The 24,655-nt window shown below is 60.6% G+C and carries 16 protein-coding genes; 12 read left to right on the top strand and 4 right to left on the bottom strand.

Translation table 11 applies throughout. The annotated features are described in order from the left end of the window. The first annotated feature begins 153 nt into the window (after positions 1-153). From DSC91_RS37770 to DSC91_RS36350, 10 genes are all read left to right on the top strand, one after another. Positions 154-729: a ShlB/FhaC/HecB family hemolysin secretion/activation protein gene (locus DSC91_RS37770; protein ID WP_229758409.1), complete on the top strand. Its 576-nt coding sequence runs from the start codon at positions 154-156 to the stop codon at positions 727-729. Further along, entirely contained in the window at positions 668-7,360 is a 6,693-nt protein-coding gene (locus tag DSC91_RS36390; protein WP_162831526.1) for a hemagglutinin repeat-containing protein, read from the top strand. Before DSC91_RS37770 ends, DSC91_RS36390 begins: the two co-directional genes overlap by 62 nt. Next, positions 7,311-7,775, top strand: coding sequence for an Imm41 family immunity protein (locus DSC91_RS36385; RefSeq protein WP_115783275.1), 465 nt, complete (start codon positions 7,311-7,313; stop codon positions 7,773-7,775). Before DSC91_RS36390 ends, DSC91_RS36385 begins: the two co-directional genes overlap by 50 nt. A 128-nt stretch (positions 7,776-7,903) precedes the next feature. Then, positions 7,904-12,466, top strand: coding sequence for a hemagglutinin repeat-containing protein (locus DSC91_RS36380; protein ID WP_115783274.1), 4,563 nt, complete (start codon positions 7,904-7,906; stop codon positions 12,464-12,466). A 1-nt stretch (position 12,467) separates the two neighbouring features. Then, a complete protein-coding gene (locus tag DSC91_RS36375) occupies positions 12,468-12,734 on the top strand; it encodes a hypothetical protein (RefSeq protein WP_115783273.1) in 267 nt (88 codons plus the stop codon). 44 nt (positions 12,735-12,778) lie between these two features. Beyond that, a complete protein-coding gene (locus DSC91_RS36370; RefSeq protein WP_115783272.1) occupies positions 12,779-14,104 on the top strand; it encodes a polymorphic toxin type 22 domain-containing protein in 1,326 nt (441 codons plus the stop codon). Positions 14,105-14,135: 31 nt separating this feature from the next. Further along, positions 14,136-14,426 carry a hypothetical protein gene (locus DSC91_RS36365; protein WP_162831525.1) on the top strand — a complete coding sequence of 97 codons (291 nt, stop codon included), beginning with the start codon at positions 14,136-14,138 and terminating at the stop codon, positions 14,424-14,426. 173 nt (positions 14,427-14,599) lie between these two features. Next, positions 14,600-15,046: a hypothetical protein gene (locus tag DSC91_RS36360; protein WP_115783270.1), complete on the top strand. Its 447-nt coding sequence runs from the start codon at positions 14,600-14,602 to the stop codon at positions 15,044-15,046. Positions 15,047-15,298: 252 nt separating this feature from the next. Further along, complete coding sequence (locus DSC91_RS36355) at positions 15,299-16,732, top strand: hypothetical protein (protein ID WP_162831524.1); 1,434 nt, start codon at positions 15,299-15,301, stop codon at positions 16,730-16,732. 304 nt (positions 16,733-17,036) lie between these two features. Then, positions 17,037-17,783, top strand: coding sequence for a response regulator (locus DSC91_RS36350; RefSeq protein WP_115783268.1), 747 nt, complete (start codon positions 17,037-17,039; stop codon positions 17,781-17,783). Positions 17,784-19,256: 1,473 nt separating this feature from the next. On the opposite strand, the gene DSC91_RS38730 is transcribed toward DSC91_RS36350, so the two are convergent. After that, positions 19,257-19,712 (bottom strand): DUF3617 domain-containing protein, encoded by a 456-nt coding sequence (locus DSC91_RS38730; RefSeq protein ID WP_115783266.1) that lies wholly within the window; start codon positions 19,710-19,712, stop codon positions 19,257-19,259. A 297-nt stretch (positions 19,713-20,009) separates the two neighbouring features. Between DSC91_RS38730 and DSC91_RS36335 the strand changes: the two genes are divergently transcribed. Next, entirely contained in the window at positions 20,010-20,492 is a 483-nt protein-coding gene (locus DSC91_RS36335) for a hypothetical protein (RefSeq protein ID WP_229758410.1), read from the top strand. A 153-nt stretch (positions 20,493-20,645) separates the two neighbouring features. Further along, complete coding sequence (locus DSC91_RS36330) at positions 20,646-21,047, top strand: hypothetical protein (protein ID WP_115783264.1); 402 nt, start codon at positions 20,646-20,648, stop codon at positions 21,045-21,047. Between the two features lie 726 nt (positions 21,048-21,773). Here DSC91_RS36330 and DSC91_RS36320 read toward each other — a convergent pair. The 3 genes from DSC91_RS36320 to DSC91_RS36310 are packed head-to-tail and all read right to left on the bottom strand — an operon-like array spanning position 21,774 to position 24,647. Beyond that, positions 21,774-22,412: a PqiC family protein gene (locus tag DSC91_RS36320; RefSeq protein WP_115783263.1), complete on the bottom strand. Its 639-nt coding sequence runs from the start codon at positions 22,410-22,412 to the stop codon at positions 21,774-21,776. 1 nt (position 22,413) lies between these two features. Continuing rightward, the gene (locus DSC91_RS36315; protein ID WP_115783262.1) at positions 22,414-24,060 is read right to left on the bottom strand and encodes a PqiB family protein; all 1,647 of its coding nucleotides are present in this window, start codon (positions 24,058-24,060) and stop codon (positions 22,414-22,416) included. Next, a complete protein-coding gene (locus DSC91_RS36310) occupies positions 24,060-24,647 on the bottom strand; it encodes a paraquat-inducible protein A (protein WP_229758411.1) in 588 nt (195 codons plus the stop codon). Before DSC91_RS36310 ends, DSC91_RS36315 begins: the two co-directional genes overlap by 1 nt. Between the last annotated feature and the right edge of the window lie 8 nt (positions 24,648-24,655).

The following is a 24,655-nucleotide window of genomic DNA, read 5'->3' as shown; positions in this document are numbered from 1 at the left end:
ACGCTGTCCAAGATCCGCGGATCGTTTTCTAAACGGCCAGTTCACCCGGTATCGTTTCGTGTCAACACAGGTAACGTGACCATACCGTTCACGCTTATCTGATATTCAAGTTCAAATCAGGTCAATTCAATTGCCGCTTTCTGTGCGGGAGTCGTGATCACGGTCAAGCGCACAAAGCCGTGGTCGCTGGCCGCGGGCGCCGACGACAGCGGGCTCAAGTCGACCGGCCAGTTCCAGGGCAACGTGAGCCTGACGCTCGACAATCCGTTCGGCCTGTCCGACCTCCTCAACATCGGCTGCAACCACGACATCACCGGCCATACGAGCCAATACGGCACGCACGGCAGCAGCGCGTATTACTCGATCCCCTGGGGCAACTGGACATTTACTACCACGGCCAGCCAGTACGACTACCACCAGCAGATCGCGGGCGCGTTCTCGACGCTGGTATCGAGCGGCAAGTCCAGCACCTTCGACGTGAAGACGGAGTACCAGTTCTATCGCAATCAGGTGCAGAAAAACACCGTCGAGTTCCGCGTCGGCAAGCGCTTCAGCGAAGCGTTCATCAACGGTACGGAAATCGACGTTCAACACGAACCAACTCGGTGTCACCGCGACGAACCTGACGAACGAAGGTGGATCGATCACGCAGCTCGGGACCGGCACGATGGGCCTCGGCGTGAGCGGCACGCTCGACAACGCCAACGGTGGGGTGATCCAGACCAATAGCACGGACCTGACGCTTGCTTCCGCGTCCGTGAACAACAACAGCGGCACGATCACGCACGCCGGCACGGGCACGCTAACGATCAACCCCGGCAATGGCGCCGGGTCGCTGACGAACGTCGGCGGCAAGATCGTGACCAATGGACGGGCCTCGGTGTCGGTCGGCAGTCTCGACAATACCGGGGGCAAGCTGGCTTCGCAGGGCGTCATGACCGCGACCGTTCAGGGGACGCTGAACAATACCAACGGACGGCTGTCGTCGGGCACCGGACTGACCGCGTCTAGCGGCGGGGCGCTGATCAATGCCGGAGGCGTGATCGGTGCGGGCGGCGCGGCGACCGGCAGCACGCTGAGTCTCGCCGCGTCGTCGATCGACAACGCGGGCGGGGCGATCACCAATACCGGAAACGGCGCGACGACGATCAACGGCGGCAGCCAGATCACCAATAGCAATGCCGGCGGCGCATCCGGCATGGGCTCGATCGGCGGCAACGGCGACGTGACGCTGAACGCAACGTCGATTTCCAACACGCAGGGCGGGCAGTTGAGCGGCGCGAACCTGCAGATCAACACCGGCAATCTGGACAACACCGGCGGGCAAATCGGCAACGTTGCCAATATGACGGGCGACGTCGGGATTGCGACGAGCATGCTGACCGCCACGAGCGGCCAGATCAATGCATCCCGGAACCTGTCGGTCACGACCAATGCGCTCGCAGGCGGCGGCACGTACAGTGCGGTCAACGACCTTTCGTTGAATCTGCAAGGGAACTTCACCACCTCACCGAACTATCGCTTCAATGCCGGCCACAACCTGACCTTCACGCTGCCGGGCACGTTCAGCAATAGCGGCGCACTGTCGGCCACGAACGGGCTCAACATCAATGCGGGCGACATCGAGAACTCGGGGACGCTCGCGGCCGGCGGCCTGCTGACCACCCATTCGAACACGCTGACCAACACGGGCGCGATCGTGGGCGGCAGCGTGTCGCTGAATGCCACGCAAACCCTGTCGAATCTGGGCACCACCGCGCTGATCGGTGCGACGGACAGCGCGGGCACGCTCGAGCTGCTTGCGCCGGACATCGAAAACCGGGACGACACGAGCGCGACCAATTCGCAGGCGATGACCGCGATCTACGGTCTCGGCAAGGTGGTGCTGGCCGGCGGCAAGGACGCAGGCGGCAATTACACCAATGCGAATCTGATCCACAACCAGTCTGCGCTGATCCAGTCGGGCGGCGACATGGAGATCGACGCCAATCAGGTGACGAACACCCGCCGCGTGATGACCACGGGCGGCTTCACGTCGTCGGTCGATCCGGCGCTGCTTGATAGTCTCGGCATCAGCATGTCGGGTTGCATTGCCCTTCACATGGAAGCCTGCAATTCCGATCATCCCTACGTGGGCTGGGTTGACCTGAGCAATGACGCGCTCCGCACGCAACTCGCGAGTTTCCCTGGCGGGGTGTACACCGTGCCGCCGCACGGTGGCCAGTGGAATAGCGGGTATCAGTACACGATCTACACGGGCGTCGCGATTGCCAATACGGTCGCGTCCGTCAGTCCGGAAGCGCAGATTCTCGCCGGCGGCAACCTGAACGCGTCGTCGGTCGGGACGTTCCAGAACTACTGGAGTCAGGTGGCCGCCACGGGCAACATCGCGTCGCCTGCCACCATCGACCAGAACAGCTGGCAAGGCCAGACCGCACCGCAAGTGCAGGTCACGTATTCCGGACAGTACCATTACACGAACTACGATCACAGTATCGGGGACTGGATGCTGCCGTTCGGCGATGCCCCTTTCGTCGGCTCCAATCCCGGCGGCTACACCCAGGCGGCGCCGGCCGACATTCACACCTACGCGCTGCCGGCGTATGAATCTTCCTTCACGGCAGGCGGCACGCTCAGCGGTACGGGTGTCACGATCAACAACACGGCGGGCAACGCAGGGGTGACGCCGCTCGGGCTCCTGCCCGGACAGACGGTGTCGGGCTCGGGAGCCGGTGCCGTGAGCGGGACGATCGGCACGCAGGGCGTGGGGGCGATTGGCGCAGGCGCGGTGAGCGGGACGATTGGTTCGTACGGCGCGGGGGCCATTGGCGCGGGTGTGGTGAGCGGATTGGTCAGCGCAGGGAGCAGTGTGCATCCCGGGATGGTGGCATTCCAGGGCGGCCGCCTTCTCAACAGCGGCCTCGCGAACTTCAACAATCCGACCATCGCGGCCGCGACGGCGGTCAAGGTGCTCAACAACATCACGGTGCCGCAAGGCGGGCTCTTCCACACGGATACCGCGCCGAACGCGCCGTACCTGGTCGAGACGAACCCGGCCTTCACGAGCCAGCAGCAGTGGCTGTCGAGCGACTACTACTTCCAGCAGATGGGCATGAACCCCGGCAAGATCCAGATGCGGCTGGGCGACGGGTTCTACGAGCAGAAGCTCGTGCAGGACCAGATCCTGTCGATGACCGGGAAGTCGGTGCTGACGAACTACGCGAACACGCAGGACGAATTCAAGACCCTGATGACGTCGGGCGCCGCACTCGCGAAGTCGCTCGATCTGGCGCCTGGTACGGGCCTGTCGCCCGCGCAGGTGGCGCAGTTGACGGGCAACGTCGTGATCATGCAGTCGCAGATCGTCGACGGGCAGTCGGTGCTCGTGCCGGTGGTCTATCTGGCGAAGGCGAGCCAGGAGAACATGGCTAATGGTCCGGTTATCGCCGCGACGAACATCGATCTGCAGAACGCGCAGACGGTGACCAACAGCGGCACGATCAGCGCGACGGACAACTTTTCGGTCAGTGCGCAGAGCATCGACAGTTCATTCGGCACGCTGCAAAGCGGCGGGCAGATGTCGCTGGTGACGACGGGCGATGTGAACCTGACGTCGGCGACGTTGAACGCGGGCAGCCTGGGGTTGCAGGCGGGTGGGAACCTGGTTCTGAACACTGCGGCGAACACGCTCAACCAGGTTAGCGACACGGGGGCGACGCGGGTTACGACGACGCTGGGGCCAGTGGCGAAGGTCGATGTAACGGGCGATGCGACGATCGTGACGGGCGGCAACTTCCAGCAGAATGCGGGCGCCTTGTCGGTCGGCGGAAGTCTGGGAATGCAGATCGGCGGCGACTGGACGCTCGGCGCGCAACAGACCGGCGAGCACAAGGTAGTCGAGCGCGCGAACGGCGTATCGGATACGGATATCAACCAGACTGTCGGCAGCACGGTCAAGGTGGGGGGTGTTTCCAATATCGGTGTGGGCGGCGACCTGACGGCGCGCGGCGCGCAGATCGACCTCGGCCAGGGCGGCACGATCGCCGCGAAGGGCAATGTATCGCTCGGCACGGCGGGCGCGACATCGACTGTGAACAGCAACAGTTCGGGCGGCGGTAATGGTCGTAGCTATGCTGAGGCGCTGCATACGTCGGATCAGGCGCTGACTGGTACGTCGCTCGAAGGTGGAGGCACCGTGAATATCGTGTCGGGCAAGGACATCACGATCAGTGGTAGCACGATCAGCCTCGACAAGGGGAACGCGAATCTGCTGGCGGCGGGCAACGTGAATATCGTCGCCGCGAGCGAAACGCATGAGCTGAATTCGCACGAAACGCACAGCCACAGCGAAATTGTGAGCGGCTCGAAAGTCGCGAGCAGCATCGATCAGACAATGACGCTGAATCAGGGCAGCACGATTTCAGCTGATGGCGTGAACATCGTCAGCGCAAAGGACATTAACGTCACGGGCAGCAATATCGTCGGCACGAATGACGTTACGCTCAAAGCGACGCACGACGTCAACATCACGACCTCGCAGGATACCCAGTCAACGCAGACCGACTACCGGAAGAGCGAATATGGCTTCCTGTCGGGAATGACTGTCCTGAACCAGCTTGATGGTGGCTTGCAAGGCTACAGCTTTGGAGCGCGCAAAACGACCGACGCGCAGCAGACCACCCAGTTGACGAACAACGGCAGCATGATAGGTTCGGTGAACGGTAATCTCACTGTGACAGCCGGCGACAACCTGCATGTGACGGGCAGCACACTACACGCCGCGAACGACCTTGGGCTTGCGGGCAAGACGGTGACGATCGACGCGGCGCAGAATACCTCGACGCAGAGCGAGCAGCAATCGTTCGGCCAGACAGCGATCACCGGCGGCATCAGCAATCCGGTCCTTGCCGCAGTGCAGACTGCGAACCAGATGCGGCAGGATGCGAAACGGACCAAGGGGGACGCGCGGCTCGAGGCGCTCGCTGCGGCCACCACCGGGCTCGCGGCAAAGAATGCTATTGATGCGGTGGCAAGCGATCCGACGGCCGTTGGCGGCGTGGGTATCAATGTGTCACTTGGCACAAGCCACAGTAACAGCAATTCGACTGCATCATCGAGCACTGCGGCCGGCAGCACGGTCTCCGCCGGGCACAACGTGATTATCGCTGCCGCCGGTGCGGGAGCAGACAGCAACATCAACGTCATCGGCAGCGACATCTCTGCCGGTAACAACGCCACGCTGAACGCCGAGGGCAACATCAACCTTCAGGCGGCACAGAATTCGGATAGCCAGACGAGTACGAACAGTGGATCGAGCGCGAGCATCGGCGTGACGTTTGGCGTCGGGTCACAGAATGGCATTTCGTTCCAGTTGGGAGTGTCGGGCACCAAGGGTAACGGTAACGGCAGTGACACGACGTGGACCAATACACATGTTGATGCGGGTAATACGCTCACGCTGCAATCGGGGGGAGATACAAACCTCAAAGGGGCTGTGGCGGACGGTCAGCAAGTCATTGCGAACGTCGGCGGCAATCTCAACATTGAGAGCCTGCAGGACGTCAGCCATTACGATTCGAAGCAGACCAGCGGCGGCGTGTCGATCAGCGTATGCGTGCCGCCGATCTGCTACGGAACGTCCAGTGTGTCGGCGAACTTCAACCAGCAGAAGATGAACAGCGACTACGCGAGCGTTGGCGAGCAGTCGGGCATCAAGGCGGGCGACGGTGGCTTCCAGATCAACGTGCAGGGAAACACGGACCTCAAGGGCGCGGTGATCGCGAGCAGCGACAAGGCGGTACAGGACGGCGTCAACAGTCTGACGACCGCGACGCTCACGCATACCGATATCGAAAATCATGCGGCCTATGATGCATCGTCGCTTGGGGTTTCCGGCGGCTACGGCGGCACGGTCGGCAAGGACCAGAAAGGTGTAGCGAACAATGGCAATCCGGTGCCAGGGAGTACATTGCCCAGCGCAGGTGGTTTGTCGGCAACGCCGCCGGTGGTGCTGGGTGCGTCGGGTGATGCCGGCTCGACGACGAACAGCGCAATCAGCGGCGGGTCCATCACCATTACCGATGGCGTGAAACAGCAGCAGCTGACCGGGCAGACGGTGGCGGAAGCCGTTGCGAGCATCAGCCGCGATACGACGGGTACGACCAATACGATTGCGCCGATCTTCGACAAGGACAAGATCCAGGCTGGTTTCGATATCACCAGTCAATTCATCAATCAGGTAGGTACGTTTGTCAGCAACCGTGCGAAGGAAGTGGATGCCGCGAAGAAAGCTGCCAATGATCCGAACCTGACGCCGGACCAGCGCGCAGCGGCACAGCAGCAGGCTGATCAGCTTTCGGCCGAATGGGGCCCAAGCGGATCGTATCGCCAGATACTGACGGCTCTCACGGTAGCTGCTGGTGGCAACGTAACGGGCGGAATGGGCCAGTTCGCGCAGAGCGCGACGGTGGCGTATCTGCAGGAGCTTGGGGCAAACCGGGTGAAACAGATTGCAGACAGCCTGGGAAGCGATACGGCGCGCGCTGCGCTCCATGCGATTGTCGGTTGCGCAGGCGCGGCAGCCAGCAGCCAGAGCTGCGGCGCCGGCGCGATGGGTGCGGCGAGCAGCTCGGTGATCGGGAGCTTGCTTGAGCCTGCAGGCAATCTGACGGCATCGGAACGCGAAGCACGCGACAATCTGGTGACGAGCCTGATCGCCGGTATTGCGGGAGCGTCAGGCTTGAATGCCGCGACGGCGGCTGGTGCTGGCAAGATCGAGGTGGAGAACAATCAGGTTTCGCTGTTAAATCCATCATCATCGCCTCCGCCGCCGTGGTTGGCGGGACTCCTCAAGTTGCCGGGGTACAGAGGCGAGACGGCCAGCAAGGGCGATGGCGTCATTGCAGATCCGGCGACGGAGCTTGATTCGACGATCAAGGCGGGACCCCTCGTGACACCACTGCCGGGGCCGGAGATCGTCAGTCAGTTAATTACGGAGGCGACGCCGGACTGGCTCAGGAAACTGGTCACTGACGTGGTTACCATGGCCGGATACACGCCGAATCAGGGCGCGGTTGGTAACATGAAAGCGTTCCTTAACAGTCCGGGGTTCGGCTCTGACGTGCAGAATTCCTCCCAGAAAACTAGCTCTCAGTTTCAGGGGCAGAGTGTTTATAAGGCGACCGATAACATTGGTGATAATATCAATAAGGGCGATTTTTTTTATTTGGATGGGCTTCACAAAGATCACTTGGAAGTATTTGATAGCAAGGGAAATTTCACGGGGGTTGTTAATTTGGATGGGTCTTTGAATGTCGATAAAACAAGCTCGGGATCCGGTCGGAAAATTAACGTTAAATGAAATTAATGGAGTTGAAAAAATTATGGATTCGCGCGCGATTATCGCCAGAAATTGCACATGGTCTTCCGAATACGACGAGACGTCTTTTACAGCGATATTGCATGAACGTCAAATATGGGAGCGAGATCAGTATTGGCTCCTCGAATGGGCGCTCTATGCCCTCATGGATAAAACGGAAAATTGCGACGAGCTGTGTGGGCCGGTTTTTCGCATCTTCAGTTGCATTATGGTGGCGGTATGCTCGCATTTCGATGAAAACGATTTATTTGAAATCGAGAATCTCACACGCGACGAAATCTACGAATTTCGCGAGCGAATTCAAATTGTATTCGAAGGATTTTTTTCTAAACATATACCTGAACGAGTAGAGTTCGCAGAACCGAATCCGCTGCTCAATGGGGGGCGTTCGTCGTGAGTTTTGTTATGGGTGAATTAAATCGCCATGACTTCAGTAAGGCGTGAATGAATGGGGACCGGGCGGGACCTATCGTCAGGTGCTGACCGCATTGACGGTGATGGCAAGCGGCGACCGCGACGTCGACGGTGGACAGCAACAGTTCCGGCAGCGACCATCACGGCAGCTACGCGGAGACGCTGCACACATCCGACGACGTAGTGACGGGCACAACGCTCAGGAGCGGCGACAGCCTGAGTATCGTGTCCGGTAAGGACATCAACGTGGTGGGCAGCACGGTCTCGCTCGACAAGGGCAACGCGGTGCTGATGGCGTCAGGGAACGTGAATGTCGGCACCACGACGGAGACGCATGTCTCGAACACTTACGGGACCGGCAGCCACAGCGGCGTCGCGAGCCATACCAGCGCGGTCGATCGGGTCGATCAGACAACGACGCAGGCCGATGGCAGCACAATCTCGGCCGATGGCGTGTCGGTCATCAGCGGCAAGGACATCAACGTGACCGGCAGCAGCATCGTCGGAACGAACGCTGTTGCGCTCGCTGCAAAGGGCAGCGTGAATATCCTTGCTGCGACCGATACTTATCAGGATTCCGAACTCCACGATGTCAAGCATTCGGGATTGTCGGGAAGCGGCGGAATCGGCTTCAGCGTCGGCTCGAGCGAGCAGAAGGATCAGTACGACGCGAGTTCCGTCACGCAGAGCCAGTCGCGCAGTACGGTCGGCGCTGTACAGGGCAACGTGTCGATCACGGCGGGCAAGGACGTTCATATTGGCGGCAGCGACATCATCGCCAACCAGGCGGCGGATGATGTGACGGGCAAGACCGGCAACATCGGTATCAAGGCGCAGAACATCACGATCGACACGAGTCAGGATACGGCGCAATCGCGGGATCAGCAGTCGGCGCATTTGAGCGGCGTCACGGTGGGCGTGACCGGTACTCCGCTCGATACCGCGCGCAACCTCAAGGCGGCGGGCTCGTCGGGCAATGCTTACCAGCGGGGCACCGGCATTGCGAATGAGATTACTGCGAGTACGCTCGATACGCCTTCAGTGTCGCTGTCGTACGGGCACAGCAGCAGTTCAAGCACGACCACCCAGTCGAGCCTGTCCAATGCGGGCAGTACGTTGCGTGGTGGTAACAACGTGAGCCTGGTCGCGACCGGCGGTGCGCTGACCGACGCGAACGGCCAGCCGCTCGACGGCGACATCAGCGTGACCGGTTCGACCATCTTTGCGAAAGGCACGGCGAGCTTCGACGCGAATCGCAATGTCACGTTCCAGGCCTCGACCGACCAGATGCAGCAGAGCACGCAGTCGAGCAGTTCGAGTTCGAGCTTTCAACTGGCGAGCCCGAGTCTGGGCGACCTGTCGCGCTGGATTCAGGGCGGTCCGAACACAGGTGGTGTGAGTTCGTCGCCGTATAACGCCGGTAGAAGCAGTCAGGACGGCAACTCGTCGTCGACGCAGCAGACGGCGACGGTCGTTACCGGCAACAGCGTGATCGTGAAGAGCCACACGGGCGACATCGATGTGATCGGTTCAGGCATCAGCGGGACGCAGGGCGTCGATCTGGTGGCGAGCGCCGGTGCGATCAATGTGCTGGCCGGCACGGATACGAACACGAGCCACCAGGAGTCCAGCGGCCATCAGTTTGGCAGCCTGGGCAGCAACGGCAGCGGCACGGGCTTTACCGTGGGCGTGGCGAACAGCCATTCGGTGCAGGACACGGCGGGACAGACGCAGAGTACGATCCGCAGTCAGATCGTGAGCGGCAAAGGCAACGTGACGCTGGATGCGAAACAGGACATCACTGTACAGGGCGCGGACCTGTCCGCAGGCAAGGACCTGACGCTGATCGGGCAGAACCTGAATCTTGATCCGGGCACGGACGCACAGCAGAGCAGTATGAGCCAGAGCGCCAGCCAGTACGGCGTGACGCTGGCGCTGGGCGGCGCGGCAGGCAATGCCGCTGCGGCGATCAACCAGGCGGCCGGCTCGCATCGCGCGAGCGATCCGCGGCTGGCGGCGCTCGATGGCGCCAAGGCTGCGCTGGCCGTCTACGACGTGGCCAGGACGGCCGAACAACTTGCCGATGCCGGGTCGAGCAGTCAGGCCCTCGTCAAGGTAACGGTCAGTGTGGGCGGCGGCAGCAGCCACAGCGAGTCGCAGCAGAGCTCGACGGTCAACGGTGGAAGCACGCTGGGCGCAGGCGGCACCGTGACGCTGGTGGCGACCGGCAGCGGCGCGAAAGACGCGAACGGCCTTGCTACCGACGGCGACATCAATTCCCGCGGCACGCTGATTTCTGGTAACGACGTGGTGCTCAACGCGGCACGCGACATCAACCTGCAAAGCGCGCAGGACCTGGCGCACCAGACGAGCAGCAACAGCAGCAGCAGCGGGAGCATCGGTGTAGGTTTCGGCCTGGGAGGCCAGCAGAACGGCTTCACGATCGAGCTGGCCGCGAGCGCTGCGAAGGGCCACGCGAATGGCGACAGTGTCACCAACCGCGACACACAGATTACCGCCGCGAACAACCTGTCGATCACCAGCGGGCGCGATACGAACCTGCGCGGCGCGGAGGTGGCCGGTAATACGGTCGATGCGAACGTGGGCCGCGATCTGAACATCCAGAGCGTGCAGGACACGGACAGCTACGACAGCAAGCAGGTGAGCGGCGGCTTCAATATGAGCATCTGCGTGCCGCCGATCTGCTATGGCTCGACGGTCAGCGGCAGCGCTAGCGCCAGCGATCAGACCATCAGGAATCGCTTCCAGTCGGTGAACGTGCAAAGCGGAATCCGCGCGGGCGACGGCGGATTCAACATCCAGGTGGGCAATCACACGCAACTGGACGGTGGCGTGATCGCGAGTACGGCGGCGCAGGATAAAAACACGCTGTCGACGCAGACGTTCGGCTATACCAATCTGCAGAACACGGCCGAGTCCTCGGGTTTGACTCTGGGTGCGAGCCTGAGCGGATCGGCGGGTGAGAGCTCGGCCGCGGGGGTGAGCTTCAGTCCGTCGAAGGATAGCCCGTACCAGAATCAGTTCGGCCCATCGGGTCTTGGTGTGGCGGGCGTGAGTAGCAGTGCCTCGGGGATGACGTATGCGGCGGTGAGTCCGGCGACAATCACGGTGCGAGGTGATGCGGGCACCGGTCACGACAGTACGGCGGGCCTGAGCCGTGACGTGGCAAATGCAAACGGTGCGGTGACGAACGGGTTCGATGCGCAGAAGGTGCAGGACGACATGGCCGTGCAGCAGGGGGCGGAACAGGTCGGGATGCAGGTGGTGGGGGATATCGCGACGAAGCTGGAGGACCAGGCGAACCTGAACGCCGACAGGGCGAGGGCTGCCCGGGATGCGGCGAATGATCCGCAGGATGAAGCGCAGGCCCAGGCGGATCTGGACGCGGCGAACCGGCAGGCAGCGCTGTGGGGCAACGACGGGGCGGCGCGGATTGCGTCCCATGCGGTCGTGGCGGGGCTGGGTGCGGCGCTGGGCGGAGGCAGCGTCGCGGGCGCCGTGGGCGGCACGGTCGCGGGCGACCTGGTCGGGAATGCGGTTGGCAATGCGCTGGGTGATACGGCTGGCGGGAAGCTGCTGTCGAATGTGGCGTCCGGGCTGGCGGGGGGCGTGGCAGGTGGCGCGCTAGGCGGGTCGGCGGGAGCGATGAGCGGGGCGAACGGAGCCCTGGGTGCGGACCTGTACAACAAGGAGATGCACAAGTCCCAGAAGGACAAACTGGCCGAACTGCAAAAGGATGAGACACCGGACGAACAGCAGAGGCTAGCTGATGCGGCTTGTGCGCTGGTCGGGTGCGCAGCAGACCTCTCGGATAACAATCCCAGGAAGGCAGCGGCACTGGCCTCGCAGCAGCGTGGTGCGGGTTATGTGACTGAACTTGGCGAGTTGCAGGCGACCGGATTGTTCCCGCAGTACAGTAATGCCGATGCGGCGGCCGACATTGCCAGCCAGGCGAAAGACTGGGTTGCGCAGTATCTGGCGAGCGTAGGCCGTGGCGCGGCGAATTTCGGTAACGCTTTTCTGAACAAGATTGCGCAGAACGGCCCGCAGGGATCGTACGTCAATCCGGACGACCTGAATCGGACGAACGGCGGGGGCGGTGGGACGCCGCCGACGCCAGCGGTGGTGACGCCATCCATGCCGGTAATGGGTATGACGCCGATGGGTCCAGCGCCAGTAGGGGCGACGCCGCCGGTGGTCGTGCCGGGGACTCCGATCCTGTCGAGCGGGAGTGGTGGAAGCGACGGCGCAAAGGGTAATGTCACCGTCGAACCTGGCGCGACGCCTGATTCAAACGAGATTCGTGCGGGACAAGGGTTGGCGAATCTCGGATACGATGTGAGTCATCAACCGACGGCGAATTCGCAGGGGATTAGTGATGTCCGAACGGCAGATCTATCAATAAAAGGCGTTGGGCAGATTGATGTTTATACGCCTGAGAATCTGGATCCGTCGAACATCGTCAAGAACATCGAGAAGAAGGCCAGTCAGGGCGATGGTGTGCTCGTGCAGGCCGATTTGTCCAGCGCAGACATGGCATCGATTGCGGCTCGAACATGGGGGAAACCCAACGCTCAGAATCTTCAGACGCTCTTTTTCCAGAATTCAGATGGAGCGATTGTTCGCTTCAATCGTCCAGTTATCGGAAGGTAAAATGCCAAAATTTGCTTGTAGGTGTGGTCATGTTATCAATTTGTCTGGCGGCACGACTGACAGCGAGTGGGCGCTTGTTCCAGAAAGGACGATTGACGAAATAGGTGGTGCGCTAAACGAAGGAAAGGTACTCAGTGACGAGGTTTTTTACGACACGATTATGGAAAACGGAATTACCGCATATCGCTGCCCTGCTTGCGGTCGGCTGCATTTAGAGGAAGCAGGGCGAAACAAATTTGTGACCTACGTGAAGGAAGTCATTAGTTAATCCGCAAAACAGCAAAGTTCGATGCGCAGAAGGTCGGCAACGACATGGCGATCCAGCAAGCCACTGCGCAGGTGGGGATGCAGGTGGTGGGGGACATCGCGACGAAGCTGGAGGACCAGGCGAACCTGAACGCCGCAAAGGCGAGGGCTGCCCGGGATGCGGCGAATGATCCGCAGGATGAAGCGCAGGCCCAGGCAAATCTGGACGCGGCAAACCAGCAGGCGGCGCTGTGGGGGAACGACGGAGCGGCGCGGATCGCATCGCATGCGGTCGTTGCGGGGCTGGGTGCGGCGCTGGGCGGCGGCAGTGTGGCTGGCGCGGTGGGCGGCACGGTGGCGGGCGATGTCGTGGGGAATGCGGTTGGCAATGCACTGGGCGATACGGCTGGCGGGAAGCTGCTGTCGAATGTGGCGTCCGGGCTGGCGGGGGGCGTGGCAGGTGGCGCGCTGGGTGGGTCTGCGGGAGCGATGAGCGGGGCGAACGGGGCCTTTGGTGCGGATCTGTACAACCGGCAGTTGCACCCGCAGGAAAAGACCGCTGCCCAGCAGATAGCTGCGAGTGCGGCCGCACAGGGTATCGCGAACCCGGATGGCTCGCCGATCACCGCCGCTCAGGTCGAAAACGCGATGCGGGCAGCCAACAACAGCCAGTATGGCGAAATCGTGGCGACGGGTGTGGTGGTGCCGCTGAATGCGAACACGCCAGCCAGCGCAGTCTACGACACCACTGGCATGAAGCTTGTGACGGACAGCTCGGGCAATTATCTGGTGCAAGACCCGTCGATGCTGGCCACGCCATCGCAGGCGCTGCAAAATCTGATCGTGCAGAATACAGGCGGAGCGAATTCGCCCTATAGCTGGAATCCGCCGTCTACGACGCAGGCGGCGGCTCCGAGCGTCGATCCGTACGGTCCTTTCTCATCTGGCTGGAATACGGGAGACTATTCTGCGGGGTTAGGCACAAGCTATCGTGGCCTTGCGCCAGATTTTGCCACCGTTAGTGGGGGGGCGCTGTCGGTGTCAGGCTCAGCTGCGGTGAACCTTTACAATTACAGTACTTACTTGGCGGGCAGCGTTAGCCAAGGGGATCCTCGCTCAATTACCTTTAAACTTGGGGCGAGCGGCACGATCGGCTGGATATTTGGTGCAAATGATGCAGCCTCAACAAGTTCATTTTTAAACGGAAATTCGAATCAATTTTACGTCTCAATACCTACGCCATTAGACATGAACGCATTTATTGCTATTACTCACTCGTACGGGGGGAGTACGGCGCTTGAATTGGGAGTGGCAACCCCCGGTAAGCTATCCGCTGGAGTAGTGCCAGTTAGCCACTCAGTTCAGGTTCTTAAAGGAAACGGAGGGCAGTAATGGTTGCTCCAGGCGGGCCGGATGATGAAACTTGGAAAAAGATGAGCCCTGCTGCAAAGCGGGCTTATTGGATTGTTACGACAGCGATAGTTGCATTAATATTCGGATTATTTATTTGGCATATATTCAATCCAATAAAACCATAGACCTTTACAACCGCCAGTTGCACCCGACCGAGCAGCAGTGGATCAAGGACAACGCCAAGACGTTTGCTCGATTGATGAATGGCGGCAATCCGCCGAGTGATGCCCAAGTCGCGGTAGCGCAGGAGGAACTCGCTCAGCAGGCCTTCCGTCAGGTGCAGAATGGCGTGTCGGGGTAGTGGAACGAGGCTGCGAGCGAGTTCCTGAGTCAAGCACATGCATTGCTGCCTGCTGACCCGAATTGTCCGAGTTGCGGCCCCGGGTACATGTTCCAGGCGACGGCGGCGCAGAAAGCTAACGCCAACATGTTCTTTGCCTGTGTTCAAACTTCCCGCATCACAATAATTGGATCATGCCAGACAATCAAATTTTGGGCCGCCCCGCCAAGCACTACGTAGTAGCACTGGCGGTGGTGTTGTGGTTGTTCATCCTCATTTACGTCTTGATAAAAAATCCATCAACGACTGACGCAAGTGTAAGGATGAGCATGATGAAAACCGACATGGCGACGATGCTCGGAAACGGGGGGGTTGTCGTCTATCGAAATGAGAACGCGAAGTTCGGCGGAGCGCTGTTATCGCTCCTGATTCGCACGGATTCGTGGTCGCAGCAGCTTCGGAATAGGGACATCAAAACCCTAGTTGATCTCGGCTGGGAGCAGATTCCGACTAACCCCGCTTCTTTCTGTAAAAAGGGCGTGCTTGCGGAGATTCAAGAAAACGTTGGGGACTACAAGAACACGCCAACTGTTCTCATATCCATGAGGTACAACGCCACCACAAGCAAGACATGCAAATAATCGATATGTAGGGTCGCCAATTGCGCTCACAGGCAGTGTTCTCTACGACCGGCAGTTGCACCAGAATGAAAAGCTGAAGCTGGCGGAGTTGCAAAAGGGAGAAACGCCAGAGGGACAGCAACGACTGCCGGATGATGACGTAGCGCTCGGGGTAAGCAGTACATGATTTGAGATTAACGTCGGCCATGACCAACTCCTGCGATGAGTTGGTGGTGGTCTGGCACAGCAAGCAACGTAACGTAACAAGACCAAATGTCAAAAAAAACACTAACCACACTAACCATCGCTACCACTCTCGCGTCAATGCTCGCATTGACCGGCTGCGCCCATCGGCGCCCTCCGGCAGACCAGACCGCCGTACGGCAGCAAGAGACACGGCAACTTCAGGCGGGAAAAGCCGCCGACCCCAATGCAGCGAAACTGACGTTCACCTCCAGCGGAATGCCGATGGCCGTCGGGTACTGGACAAGCACGTCGACGCAGGCTTGCAGCGGCTTCGAGCCGGTCGGCCGCGTTTTCCACAGCGGCAGGGAGGTCCTGCTGCCAGGGATTGCGAACTTGACGGAGAAGCTTAACAAGGCGGTGCTTCGTAACGAAACCTCGCGGGAGCAATATGTACAGCCCGGCGTACCCGTCCAGGTGAAAGGCCTTTCCGGGCCTGAAGTGCCGAACCGCTATTCCGGTTCATGCGGACCGATTGTCACATCGTTCACACCAGAACAAGGACGAAAATATCACGTTGACTTCGCTTTCCAGGGTACGAGCAGTTGCTCGCAGAGCGTGATGGATATTACGGACCCGGATCACCCTGCTCCCGTGGGGCGCCCTGTTGCATGTCCGAAGGGACGCGACTATCTCGCGCTCGAAAATGTGAAGAAGAATTTTCTGGAAGCCGATCATGAACGGCAACTCCAGGATGCGCGGCAACAGGAGGCGGCGGCAACATCCGACCCGGACAGGGCGTCGGCGATGAAAAGGGAGGCCGCCGCGCTGGATTCCCTCGGTCGGTCGAAGGAAGCGCTCGATGTTATCGATCGCGCGATGGCCTCGGCGAAGGGAGAGAACAACCGGGATCTGATCGCGACGAAGGCAGGCATTCTGTTCGCGCTGAACGATCCGCAGGCCGCATTGACACTCCTCGCGCCCGAGATCGACAACACGCGAAAACGGGCTGCGAGCCAACCAGATGCGCAGCGAGCCGTGGTATTGGGCACCTACACAGAGGGGTTCGTCACGGCCACATTCGCGCACATGCAACTGGAGCAATGGCGAGACGCCATCGATACGCTTGCGGATGCGCAGTCCCCCCTTGAAGGCCCGAGCTTCCTCGCGTACCGGGCGGTGGTGTACCGGTACATCATGGCGAGAGCGCAGAATCCGTCGCTGGCCAATGCCACGCTTGAGCGCGATGCAGCGTATTACGCCGAGCATGACAGCGGGCACTACGGCGCCTTGCTGCGTATGTGGCGAGGGGACGGGACGTCGCTGGAAATGACCGCAATCCTTGCCCGCATGTCTGGTGTCGACCAGCAGGAGGCGCGAGGTGAGGTGCTGTTCTATCAGGGCGCGTACCGGAAGTTCGTCAAGGGAAGTGCGGTGGGAGCCAGCTCTGCGCTCGTCGAGCTTAACCAGCTTGCCCCCTACGGAAGTATCGAATGGATCTACGGTCAGCGCGTGCTGCAGTGAGTTGTATGTCTTCGAGTGCGCAAACGGCCACCACTTCGAACGCCGTCGCACGCCTAGCCGATACCTTGTTCCACTGCTTGCTCCTGAGTCGGCATCGGCGGCAAATGCCGCCGTCGTCCCCCAGGTGGGTCAGGTTTACCTTGGCGACAGGGGCATTTTTACATCGGTGCTAACACCAATGGTCGGCGCGACCTCCTAATGGATTTTTACCCAGCTTAACGTCGCCTGACAGCAATGGATGGCGAGCGCATCTACGATGCCCGGTGACAAAGGAACTGTTCACCTCGATCGTATCGATGACCCAATGAAAGACATTAAATTTACGGGTGACGCGCGTCCCTATCACCTCTTCGTTGTGGAGAGCGATGTGGCGCTGAGAGACATGCTTTGCGGCTACCTGGAAAGGGAAAATCTCATTGTCACGCCCATGGTCGACGCAGCAGAGATGCTTCGTCGTGTTCATCGGGTGCGTCCTGACCTGATCGTGCTCGACGTGGGGGGCGCGATAATGTCAGGACTTGCCGCCTGTCGCAAGTTGCGGGCTGAAGGGGATCGCGTTCCCATTATCCTGCTGGCAGGGAACAGTGAAGAGATCGAACGCGTGGTCGGGCTGGAGATGGGCGCGGATGACTGTTTGAGCAAACCATACGGACACCGGGAACTGCTTGCCCGCGTGCGGGCCGTTTTGCGGCGAACAGCTATCACACCAGGAACGCCACTTGATTCAAGTGCGTTCATACGGATTGGGGAATACGTTTTCGATGTGGCAGCCCGAAGTCTGTCCCGCGGCAATAAGGTGCGCGTGCTCAATACAATCGAATACACAATGCTTGCCGAGCTGACAACGAATGCCGGGATTCCTTTGTCACGGGAGCGTCTGGTGGCCGTATCGCACTTACGCGAGGATGCCGTTTCCTTGCGGGCCGTGGATGCTGCGATGGTCCGCCTGCGCCGGCTATTGGAACCGGACCCAACCGTGCCCGTGTTTATTCAGACCGTACGCGGACATGGCTATGTTTTCGTGCCAGCCATAACTAAAATCCCGGCATGAGCAGACGGCACAATTTCTAGCTGGTACGCTCGATCAATCGTCTGGTCCTCAACTTCAATATGGCGGTGCTGTACGGCTTTAGACTGAGCGTAGTGCGCGATATATTCAACGTTCAGGGTGTCAATGCGTTCGCTGCCCGTCCGGCATGGGTTGATGCCACGCTGTGTGCACGTTCGCCGGCGAATGCCGGCCGTCGCCTCGCGAACCGCCAGGTCGAATACGGTTCAAGATTCCAGAGTCCTAAAATGCGATGCGTCACAGGGCGCGTCGCGGGCTAGAACCTTGACGTCCGATCGAACCGGCTGGTCGTTAGCAGTCGCTGTAGGCGTCACTGTGAGCGGATAGAGGCACTGAGGGTCCGCCGCGTAGTGCACAGCGTGGACTTCATCGCTTACGCAATCGGGATCGGACGTCGTTTGATTCCACGTGGACCGGCGATGCGTTCGCCAGCGTCCAGTTCTCGGATCTATCTTCGCGGCAATCCCGAACAGGCAGAGAATCGCAACGGGTGCGACTACGAGAAAAACAGTCAACACAATACTGCTCCTTACGAGCAATAAGCTCATATTGCTAACAGAGCGGGGGCACGTCTGCGTGCTAGCGGCACTTATTGGTTGCACGCAGCAGAAGGCGCGTCCGGCCCTTTGCCGCCTTAAATGAGGCGATGCCTGGAGATCAGCGGAACGCCAGTTGCACTAGCGAAAATCAATGGCAAACTGACATGCAGACGAATCCGCCAACACCAATTGTTGCGCCGACAACCAGACCAGAAAGAAAAGGTGAACTGGCGCAACCGGACATGAAGAACATTAGGATTGCTGCAATTAAATAAGTTGCTCGTCGCATTGTCTTTACCAGTCAATTCAGAAACATGTTCATGAAGGTGCCGGCTTCGGTTCGACTACCACCTGCTGCATTCACTATCCAGAATCCTGCATGGGTTTGCATTCCAGCAGCATCGCTCTAGACCTTCAGTAGGGTGATGTGTTCTACGAATGAAGAACGACTGGGTCATATTTTCTTCCAGTGTTCGCCTATTCGATGAGTTGAAAAGTGGGACATTTCCGATACGTGTTTACGGACACTTTCCGGCCCGAATGTCACACATGACTCGCTTGGAAGGCGACTGTGTCCGATCAAGTCAATCATCATCCCCAGATTCAATCTCCGCTCACTGTGGCGCAGCCCATGTTCCAGATAGATGAATCGCAGACGTGGCGAACCAGAATCGTGTGCCTCAATTAAGGGAGTCCGAGAACACACTTGTCTCAGGTGGCGCAGAAGAGGGGATGCGGTGACCGGCCTATACGCCGCATGCAGTCACGAGTCGCTGCCGGGCAACGCCAACCTGTGGCAGGTCAAGGGGCGTCGCCGAATGTGATGTGAAGAATGGGGAGAGGTGCCGGTCCGTCGTGGGTAGGGAGCGCTGAAGCGAGCAAACGTGCACGTGAGCCATCTGCGATGAACCTGTGTTCAGGGGCAATCTCTCTGGCGACGTGCAAGCACAATGTGCTGAACGTAGCGCGAACCAAAGGGTGTTTCCAGTCTTAGCGTCTCCGACAGTTCTACCGCCTCTGACGTAGCCGTTGCATTGCCGGCGCCGGACATTTTGGGACCTTCACAGGCCAGTGTCCATGACGACTGCGCGCCTTCTCGACGAATGTTGGAGTACTCGCACTTTGGGGGAGCTCCAGATCCGCCGCCAGCGGGTTCAGGCGCTGCGCTTATCAGGGTTTTTTCGGGAACGGCGCCAAGTTCGGCCGCCGAAATACACACCGTTCGGGCAGGCTTCGCGGAGTCGCCGAAAGGCAGGCCCTTGAAGGTGCTGGTCAGCTCCCACTTTCCGGGTTTCACAGGAACCTGCGCGAACGCGCTCGCATGTACCGCTATTGCTAACCAGATGACTGATCGCGCTGCAGGCAACGCCATGACATCGCTCCGTGGTTGAGGATTGAGCGAGTGTATGGCTTAACGCACGTCGAATGCCGCGGGAAATGTGACGGTGTGTGATGCATACGGGCTTGATGTCACAGATCGTCTCTCGCGTGAGTGGCGTGGCAATCAACGCGGGGCCACAGTACGGAATCGCGCGTAATCGTCGGAGCCGGATGTAGCCGGCTCCGACCAGGCCATGCGGCCGGATTTCACGGATCAGGACATGGGCGACGTTACGGAATGCCTTAGCCCCAATGCTCTCTTACAACGACTCTTACGAGTAGCGACATCATGAATAACTTCACTCGACTTGCGGCACTGGGATCGATCTCAGCCGGTTTGCTCCTCACTGGATGTGCGACCGGCGACTCAACGGCCTCAAGGGCCTCAGGGGCTCGACCGAAGAGCGTGCCGGACATCTCGATCGTGATCGACTGCGGAGATTGCCGGGTGCGCCCGAGCGTTCCGGGGATGATCCATGAGGGCTACGCTGCGGCAGCGGCAAAAGCAGGCGTGCCGATCGCAGGTGGCACGAAGGTGACGCTGACGATCAAGGACTACACAGAACGTGGCCTTGCAGCGCGCTCCGCCATTTTCGTCGTTTCCCTGCTCGTGCCACCGGTCGCGTTCATTCGGAAAGATCAGATCCAGGCCGACGCATTGATCGATGGAAAGCAGGTGCCGCTGGAGTACCACTACCGCATACCTTTCCTGGGGATTGAGGCTGTTGCACAGAAGTTGGGCGAGCGGACGTTCGAGGCTGTCGAAGAATAGTCTGCCTGTCCTGACGCGGCGCGTCGAGGTGGTGACCGAAGAGGCCTGGGCATCCGCTCCATCCTCGCAACGATACGGTCCTGCGTGTGGTCGACGCTTGCGCTTGTAGCGAGAGGCATAAGGGATACGAATGGATCGACTAGGGAGAGTCAAATGCAGCAGAAAGAAGGGGGCGACTCAATTGCTTTGGATAAGCTCGTTGAGATCACAGCGACGAGCGAAGTCGCGGAGGTATCCCTCGATCAGCAGGCGCGTCTTCTCGATCTTGCATCAGCCGCTTACAGTAGGGAGGTGGATCTTTTCCAGCTCCGTCGCCTCCTCTCGGAATTGCTGCGATCTTCCGGCGGTCGGCCTGCGCTCGAGGGAGTCCATTCGCAGGTGAAAATCCCGAAGATAGACACCGACTGGATTATTCTGAAGCAACTCACCTTGGCGTGTGGCGATCTGTACTTCCGGCCCTCCATAACCCAGGTAGCAGCTGTGCTGCTTCACCTTTCCCTCAAAGACTTCGCTGAAGAAAGGCTCTCACGCGCAATTCGGCAGGAATTGGCTTGAGAGGCCTGCAGCAGCAAGCGACCAGCGTTACTTCGCGCAGCGCTCGATATCGGTGTCGGATACCGACTATACGACCAGACTATGGCGCTGCGCCCAGGTAACACGTGATCGTCGGCCGCAGTGGGTCCGCGACGCTTCGGGCTGCCGGACAGGATGATTTCCATACGGCATGACCCGTCAGTGGTCAAAGCATCCCGTCTCGCATCAAACGTAAGTTGATGCTGGCTTGAGCTCGGCGCCAGGACGAGCGGTCCGGCTGGCAGGGGCGGCCTGAGCGAGCGGTGGCGGCGGTGGCGGAAGAAGTGCCGGTGGTGGAAGAGGCACCGGTGGTGGAAGAGGTGCCGGTGGCGGTAGCACGCAAGCGGTCAGCAGTGGGGCTGCGACCGTGGCCACGGCAGCGAGCTTCAGGATAGACAACAGCGATTTGGGCATGAAAGCTTCCTCTGATTGTTTCAATGGTGACTGCGGAATTGAAAATGTGGCGCGCGATAAGACAAGGCATTCGACCTTGAACCGGACCTCGGCACGGCAGACCCGCCCATCATTACGACAACGACCGGTCGTGCACTGCCGCGACCGGCATGGCGCCCAATAACACGCCTGTCGTACAGGAACCCTGAGTAGATAAGTTCTCGATCGATGGTGGCTCCGCTTCACCTCCAGAGCGAGTGCACTGGACGATCCGATGTCTCCAGGACCTCCGAAATCCGGAAGTCGCCCTGGTGCTCAACGTTGCGCCTCATGTCCAGCGTCACTTCCGGGATAGCAGGCCATGTCGTGTGAACGCGCCCAGCGGCGCGCATCGATATCGATCCTGGCGGCCAGCTCTGCAATCGCATGCTGTTGCGCTTTCACCATCCCGGCATAACCGCCATTGGCCGGCTCATCGAAATGGCCGTAGCACGACAACCGGCTATCCGCGGGGTCTCCCGCGAAGCTTAGACTCCAGGCGGCTTCCAGTTGAACTCGCTCTCCGGGCCATGCGTCGAACCGGCGAACCTGGAGTTTGATCCTCAGAAGAGGCTTGTCTGAAGGCCGGGGCAGACCGCCTATGTCCTGTGTTCCAAGTCGCTGGGTCAGTTCGGCAGACAGGGCATTTCGCAATTCGTCACCAAATGGACTTGCCCAGCGTTCGCCGTCCAGCACGGTCACGCCGGTCGTGCCTTGCCGCACGACCAATTGAGCCTGATCCAGGTAGGACGGAACGCCAACCGGCAGGACGTCGATCAGAAAGTCCGCGGGGGATTGCGGCGACGTCGCGTATGCCGATGGGGCAAGCATGGTGTAGTAGTGGACCGGCGTGGAAGCGCACGCAGCCAAGCCAAGAAAAAATGCAAGCGAACCCATGCGGAAGAGGGCATGCATATCAGTTTCCAGTTGTTGCCGTATTGGCGTTCGAGACGGGATTCGCATCGCTCGACAAGCCACGCAGCAGCGCTTCGGGATGACGGCCGAGCAGGTCGATGAGGGTGCGCAGTGAACCGGCGGTGCGCTGCACTTCCTGCAGGGATTGCTGAAGGTTTTGCTGCAACGGCGCGTCGGCTGCGAATGCACCCTGCACGGTTGCGAGCATCTGGTTCGTCTGCTGCAAGGTCTGCGAGGCGGCCGGAAGAACCTGTCCGTTGACCTGCCGCAGCATCGCGTCCAGACCCGCCAGCGATGTGTCGAGATGTTGACCGATCGAATCGAGCGGCATCTTGTCGACCTTGGCGACGATGCTGGCGATCTGCTCCTGCATCTGGTCGAAGCCGCCGTTGACGGTGGGAAGCGTCAGCGGATGCGCATGCACGTCGAAGGCAACCGCCGGCGCATTGGGCACGAAGTCGAGCGAGATATAGAGCTGGCCAGTGAGCAGGTTCCCGAGGCGCGCCTGGGCGCGCAGGCCGTGCTGGACCAGGCCGGCAAGGAGCTGGGCGCCTTGCTCGTCGGCATCGCCGCTGTACCTCGGCAGCCGTTGCAGCACGCTCCCGAGTCGGCCCGGATACACGACGATGTCAACGATCGACGGGAAACGATGGTTGTCCGCGTCGTAATCGAGATGCAGCGACGTCACCTTGCCGATGTTCAGTCCGGAGAACTCCACCGGCGCGCCCACCGCGAGACCGCGCATGGACTGTGTAAAGCGCAACTGCATGTGCTGGCTTGGGCCGTCCGGCGGAGCCATCGCGGTCTGCTCGTCCCTTGTCAGCTCGTAGCGGGTCTGGCTTGGAGCAGCTTGCAGGTTGCCGCCGGGCAGCGTGCCAAACGCGACGCCACCCGCGATAACCGTGGCCAGCGATTGCGTGTTGAGCTTTAGCCCGTCGGCGCCGAGAGAAACGTCGACGCCGCTCGCGTTCCAGAAACGCGTGCCGGTCGTGACGTAGCGGTCGTAGGGCGCATCGACGAATATCTGGAGGTCGATGCCGCGACCGTCGGCGTCGAGCCGGTACGACGCGACGCGGCCGACCTGGATGCGGCGGTAGTAGACCGGCGAGCCGATGTCGAGCGAGCCGAGATCGTCGGCATGGATCAGGAAGCTCTTGCCGGGCATGCCGTTGATGACCGTCGGCGGCGCTTCGAGCCCTGTGAAGACGCGGCCCGCACGCGACGAGCTGCCCTTGTCCACGCCGATGTAGGCGCCCGAAAGCAGCGTGTCGATGCCCGATACGCCGCCCAGACCGACGCGCGGACGCACGACCCAGAAGCGCGTATCGTCACGCGCGACGCTCCCGGCGCTCTCGCTCAGCGCGACTTGCGCGACCACGTGCGAGCCGTCCTCGCTCAAGGCGACGGCGGTCACCGTGCCGATGGTGACGTCCTTGTACTTCACGGGCGTCTTGCCGGCTTCGAGGCCGGTCGCGGTCTGGAACGCGATCGAGATCGTCGGCCCCGCCGACAACCACGCGTGGAGCAGCAGCGACAGCCCGATCAGCGCGGCAATCGCCGGCACGAGCCAGACCGCGGAGAGGCGCGGCCGGCGCCGGATCACCGGCGGCAAGCCCGGTTCAAGCTGTTGTTCGGGGGTGTCGCTCATCAGTCTTTACCGTCCCAGGTCAGGCGAGGATCGAATTGCATGGCCGAAAGCATGGTCAGGATCACCATGCCGCCGAAAAAGAAAATGCCGGGGCGCGGCTCGACGACGGCCAGCGCCTGGAACTTGACGAGCGCGGCGACGATCGCCACGACGAGCACGTCGAGCATCGACCAGTAGCCGACCAGTTCGACGAGGCGGTGGAGCCTGGCGCGTTCGCGACGCGCCCAGCCGCTGCCCCGGCGGGCAGTGATCAGCAGCAGGCCGAGAATCAGGAACTTCGCGCAGGGCACGGCCACGCTGGCGATGAAGATCACGAGGGCGATCCCATACGAGCCGTGCTTCCAAAAGGCGACGACGCCTTGCAGGATGGTGTTGTCGCTGCCGCGGTTCAGCATGACGGTGTGCATCACCGGCATCATGTTGGCGGGGATGTAGAAGATGATGCCCGCCAGCAGGAACGCGAAGGCGCGCTCGATGCTGGCGGGCCGGCGGCGCTGCAGCCTCGTGCCGCAGCGCGGGCACCGCGCATCGTCGTGACCGTCTACCGGCGCTTCGCTGACGAGGCCGCATGCGTGGCAGCCGAGCACGCAGAGTT

The organism is Paraburkholderia caffeinilytica, assembly GCF_003368325.1.
GTDB classification, from domain to species: domain Bacteria; phylum Pseudomonadota; class Gammaproteobacteria; order Burkholderiales; family Burkholderiaceae; genus Paraburkholderia; species Paraburkholderia caffeinilytica.
Note: the sequence above shows the minus strand (reverse complement) of the source record. Positions and strands in the feature narration are given on the sequence as shown.

Coding starts and splice junctions, on each gene's coding strand:
- DSC91_RS36355 (WP_162831524.1), top strand. CDS start 15,299: ATGTCAAAAAAAACACTAACCACACTAACCATCGCTACCACTCTCGCG.
- DSC91_RS36370 (WP_115783272.1), top strand. CDS start 12,779: ATGGCGATCCAGCAAGCCACTGCGCAGGTGGGGATGCAGGTGGTGGGG.
- DSC91_RS36315 (WP_115783262.1), bottom strand. CDS start 24,060: ATGAGCGACACCCCCGAACAACAGCTTGAACCGGGCTTGCCGCCGGTG.
- DSC91_RS38730 (WP_115783266.1), bottom strand. CDS start 19,712: ATGGCGTTGCCTGCAGCGCGATCAGTCATCTGGTTAGCAATAGCGGTA.
- DSC91_RS36390 (WP_162831526.1), top strand. CDS start 668: ATGGGCCTCGGCGTGAGCGGCACGCTCGACAACGCCAACGGTGGGGTG.
- DSC91_RS36330 (WP_115783264.1), top strand. CDS start 20,646: ATGCAGCAGAAAGAAGGGGGCGACTCAATTGCTTTGGATAAGCTCGTT.
- DSC91_RS36320 (WP_115783263.1), bottom strand. CDS start 22,412: ATGCATGCCCTCTTCCGCATGGGTTCGCTTGCATTTTTTCTTGGCTTG.
- DSC91_RS36375 (WP_115783273.1), top strand. CDS start 12,468: ATGCCAAAATTTGCTTGTAGGTGTGGTCATGTTATCAATTTGTCTGGC.
- DSC91_RS36350 (WP_115783268.1), top strand. CDS start 17,037: ATGAAAGACATTAAATTTACGGGTGACGCGCGTCCCTATCACCTCTTC.
- DSC91_RS36335 (WP_229758410.1), top strand. CDS start 20,010: ATGAATAACTTCACTCGACTTGCGGCACTGGGATCGATCTCAGCCGGT.
- DSC91_RS36385 (WP_115783275.1), top strand. CDS start 7,311: ATGTCGATAAAACAAGCTCGGGATCCGGTCGGAAAATTAACGTTAAAT.
- DSC91_RS36360 (WP_115783270.1), top strand. CDS start 14,600: ATGCCAGACAATCAAATTTTGGGCCGCCCCGCCAAGCACTACGTAGTA.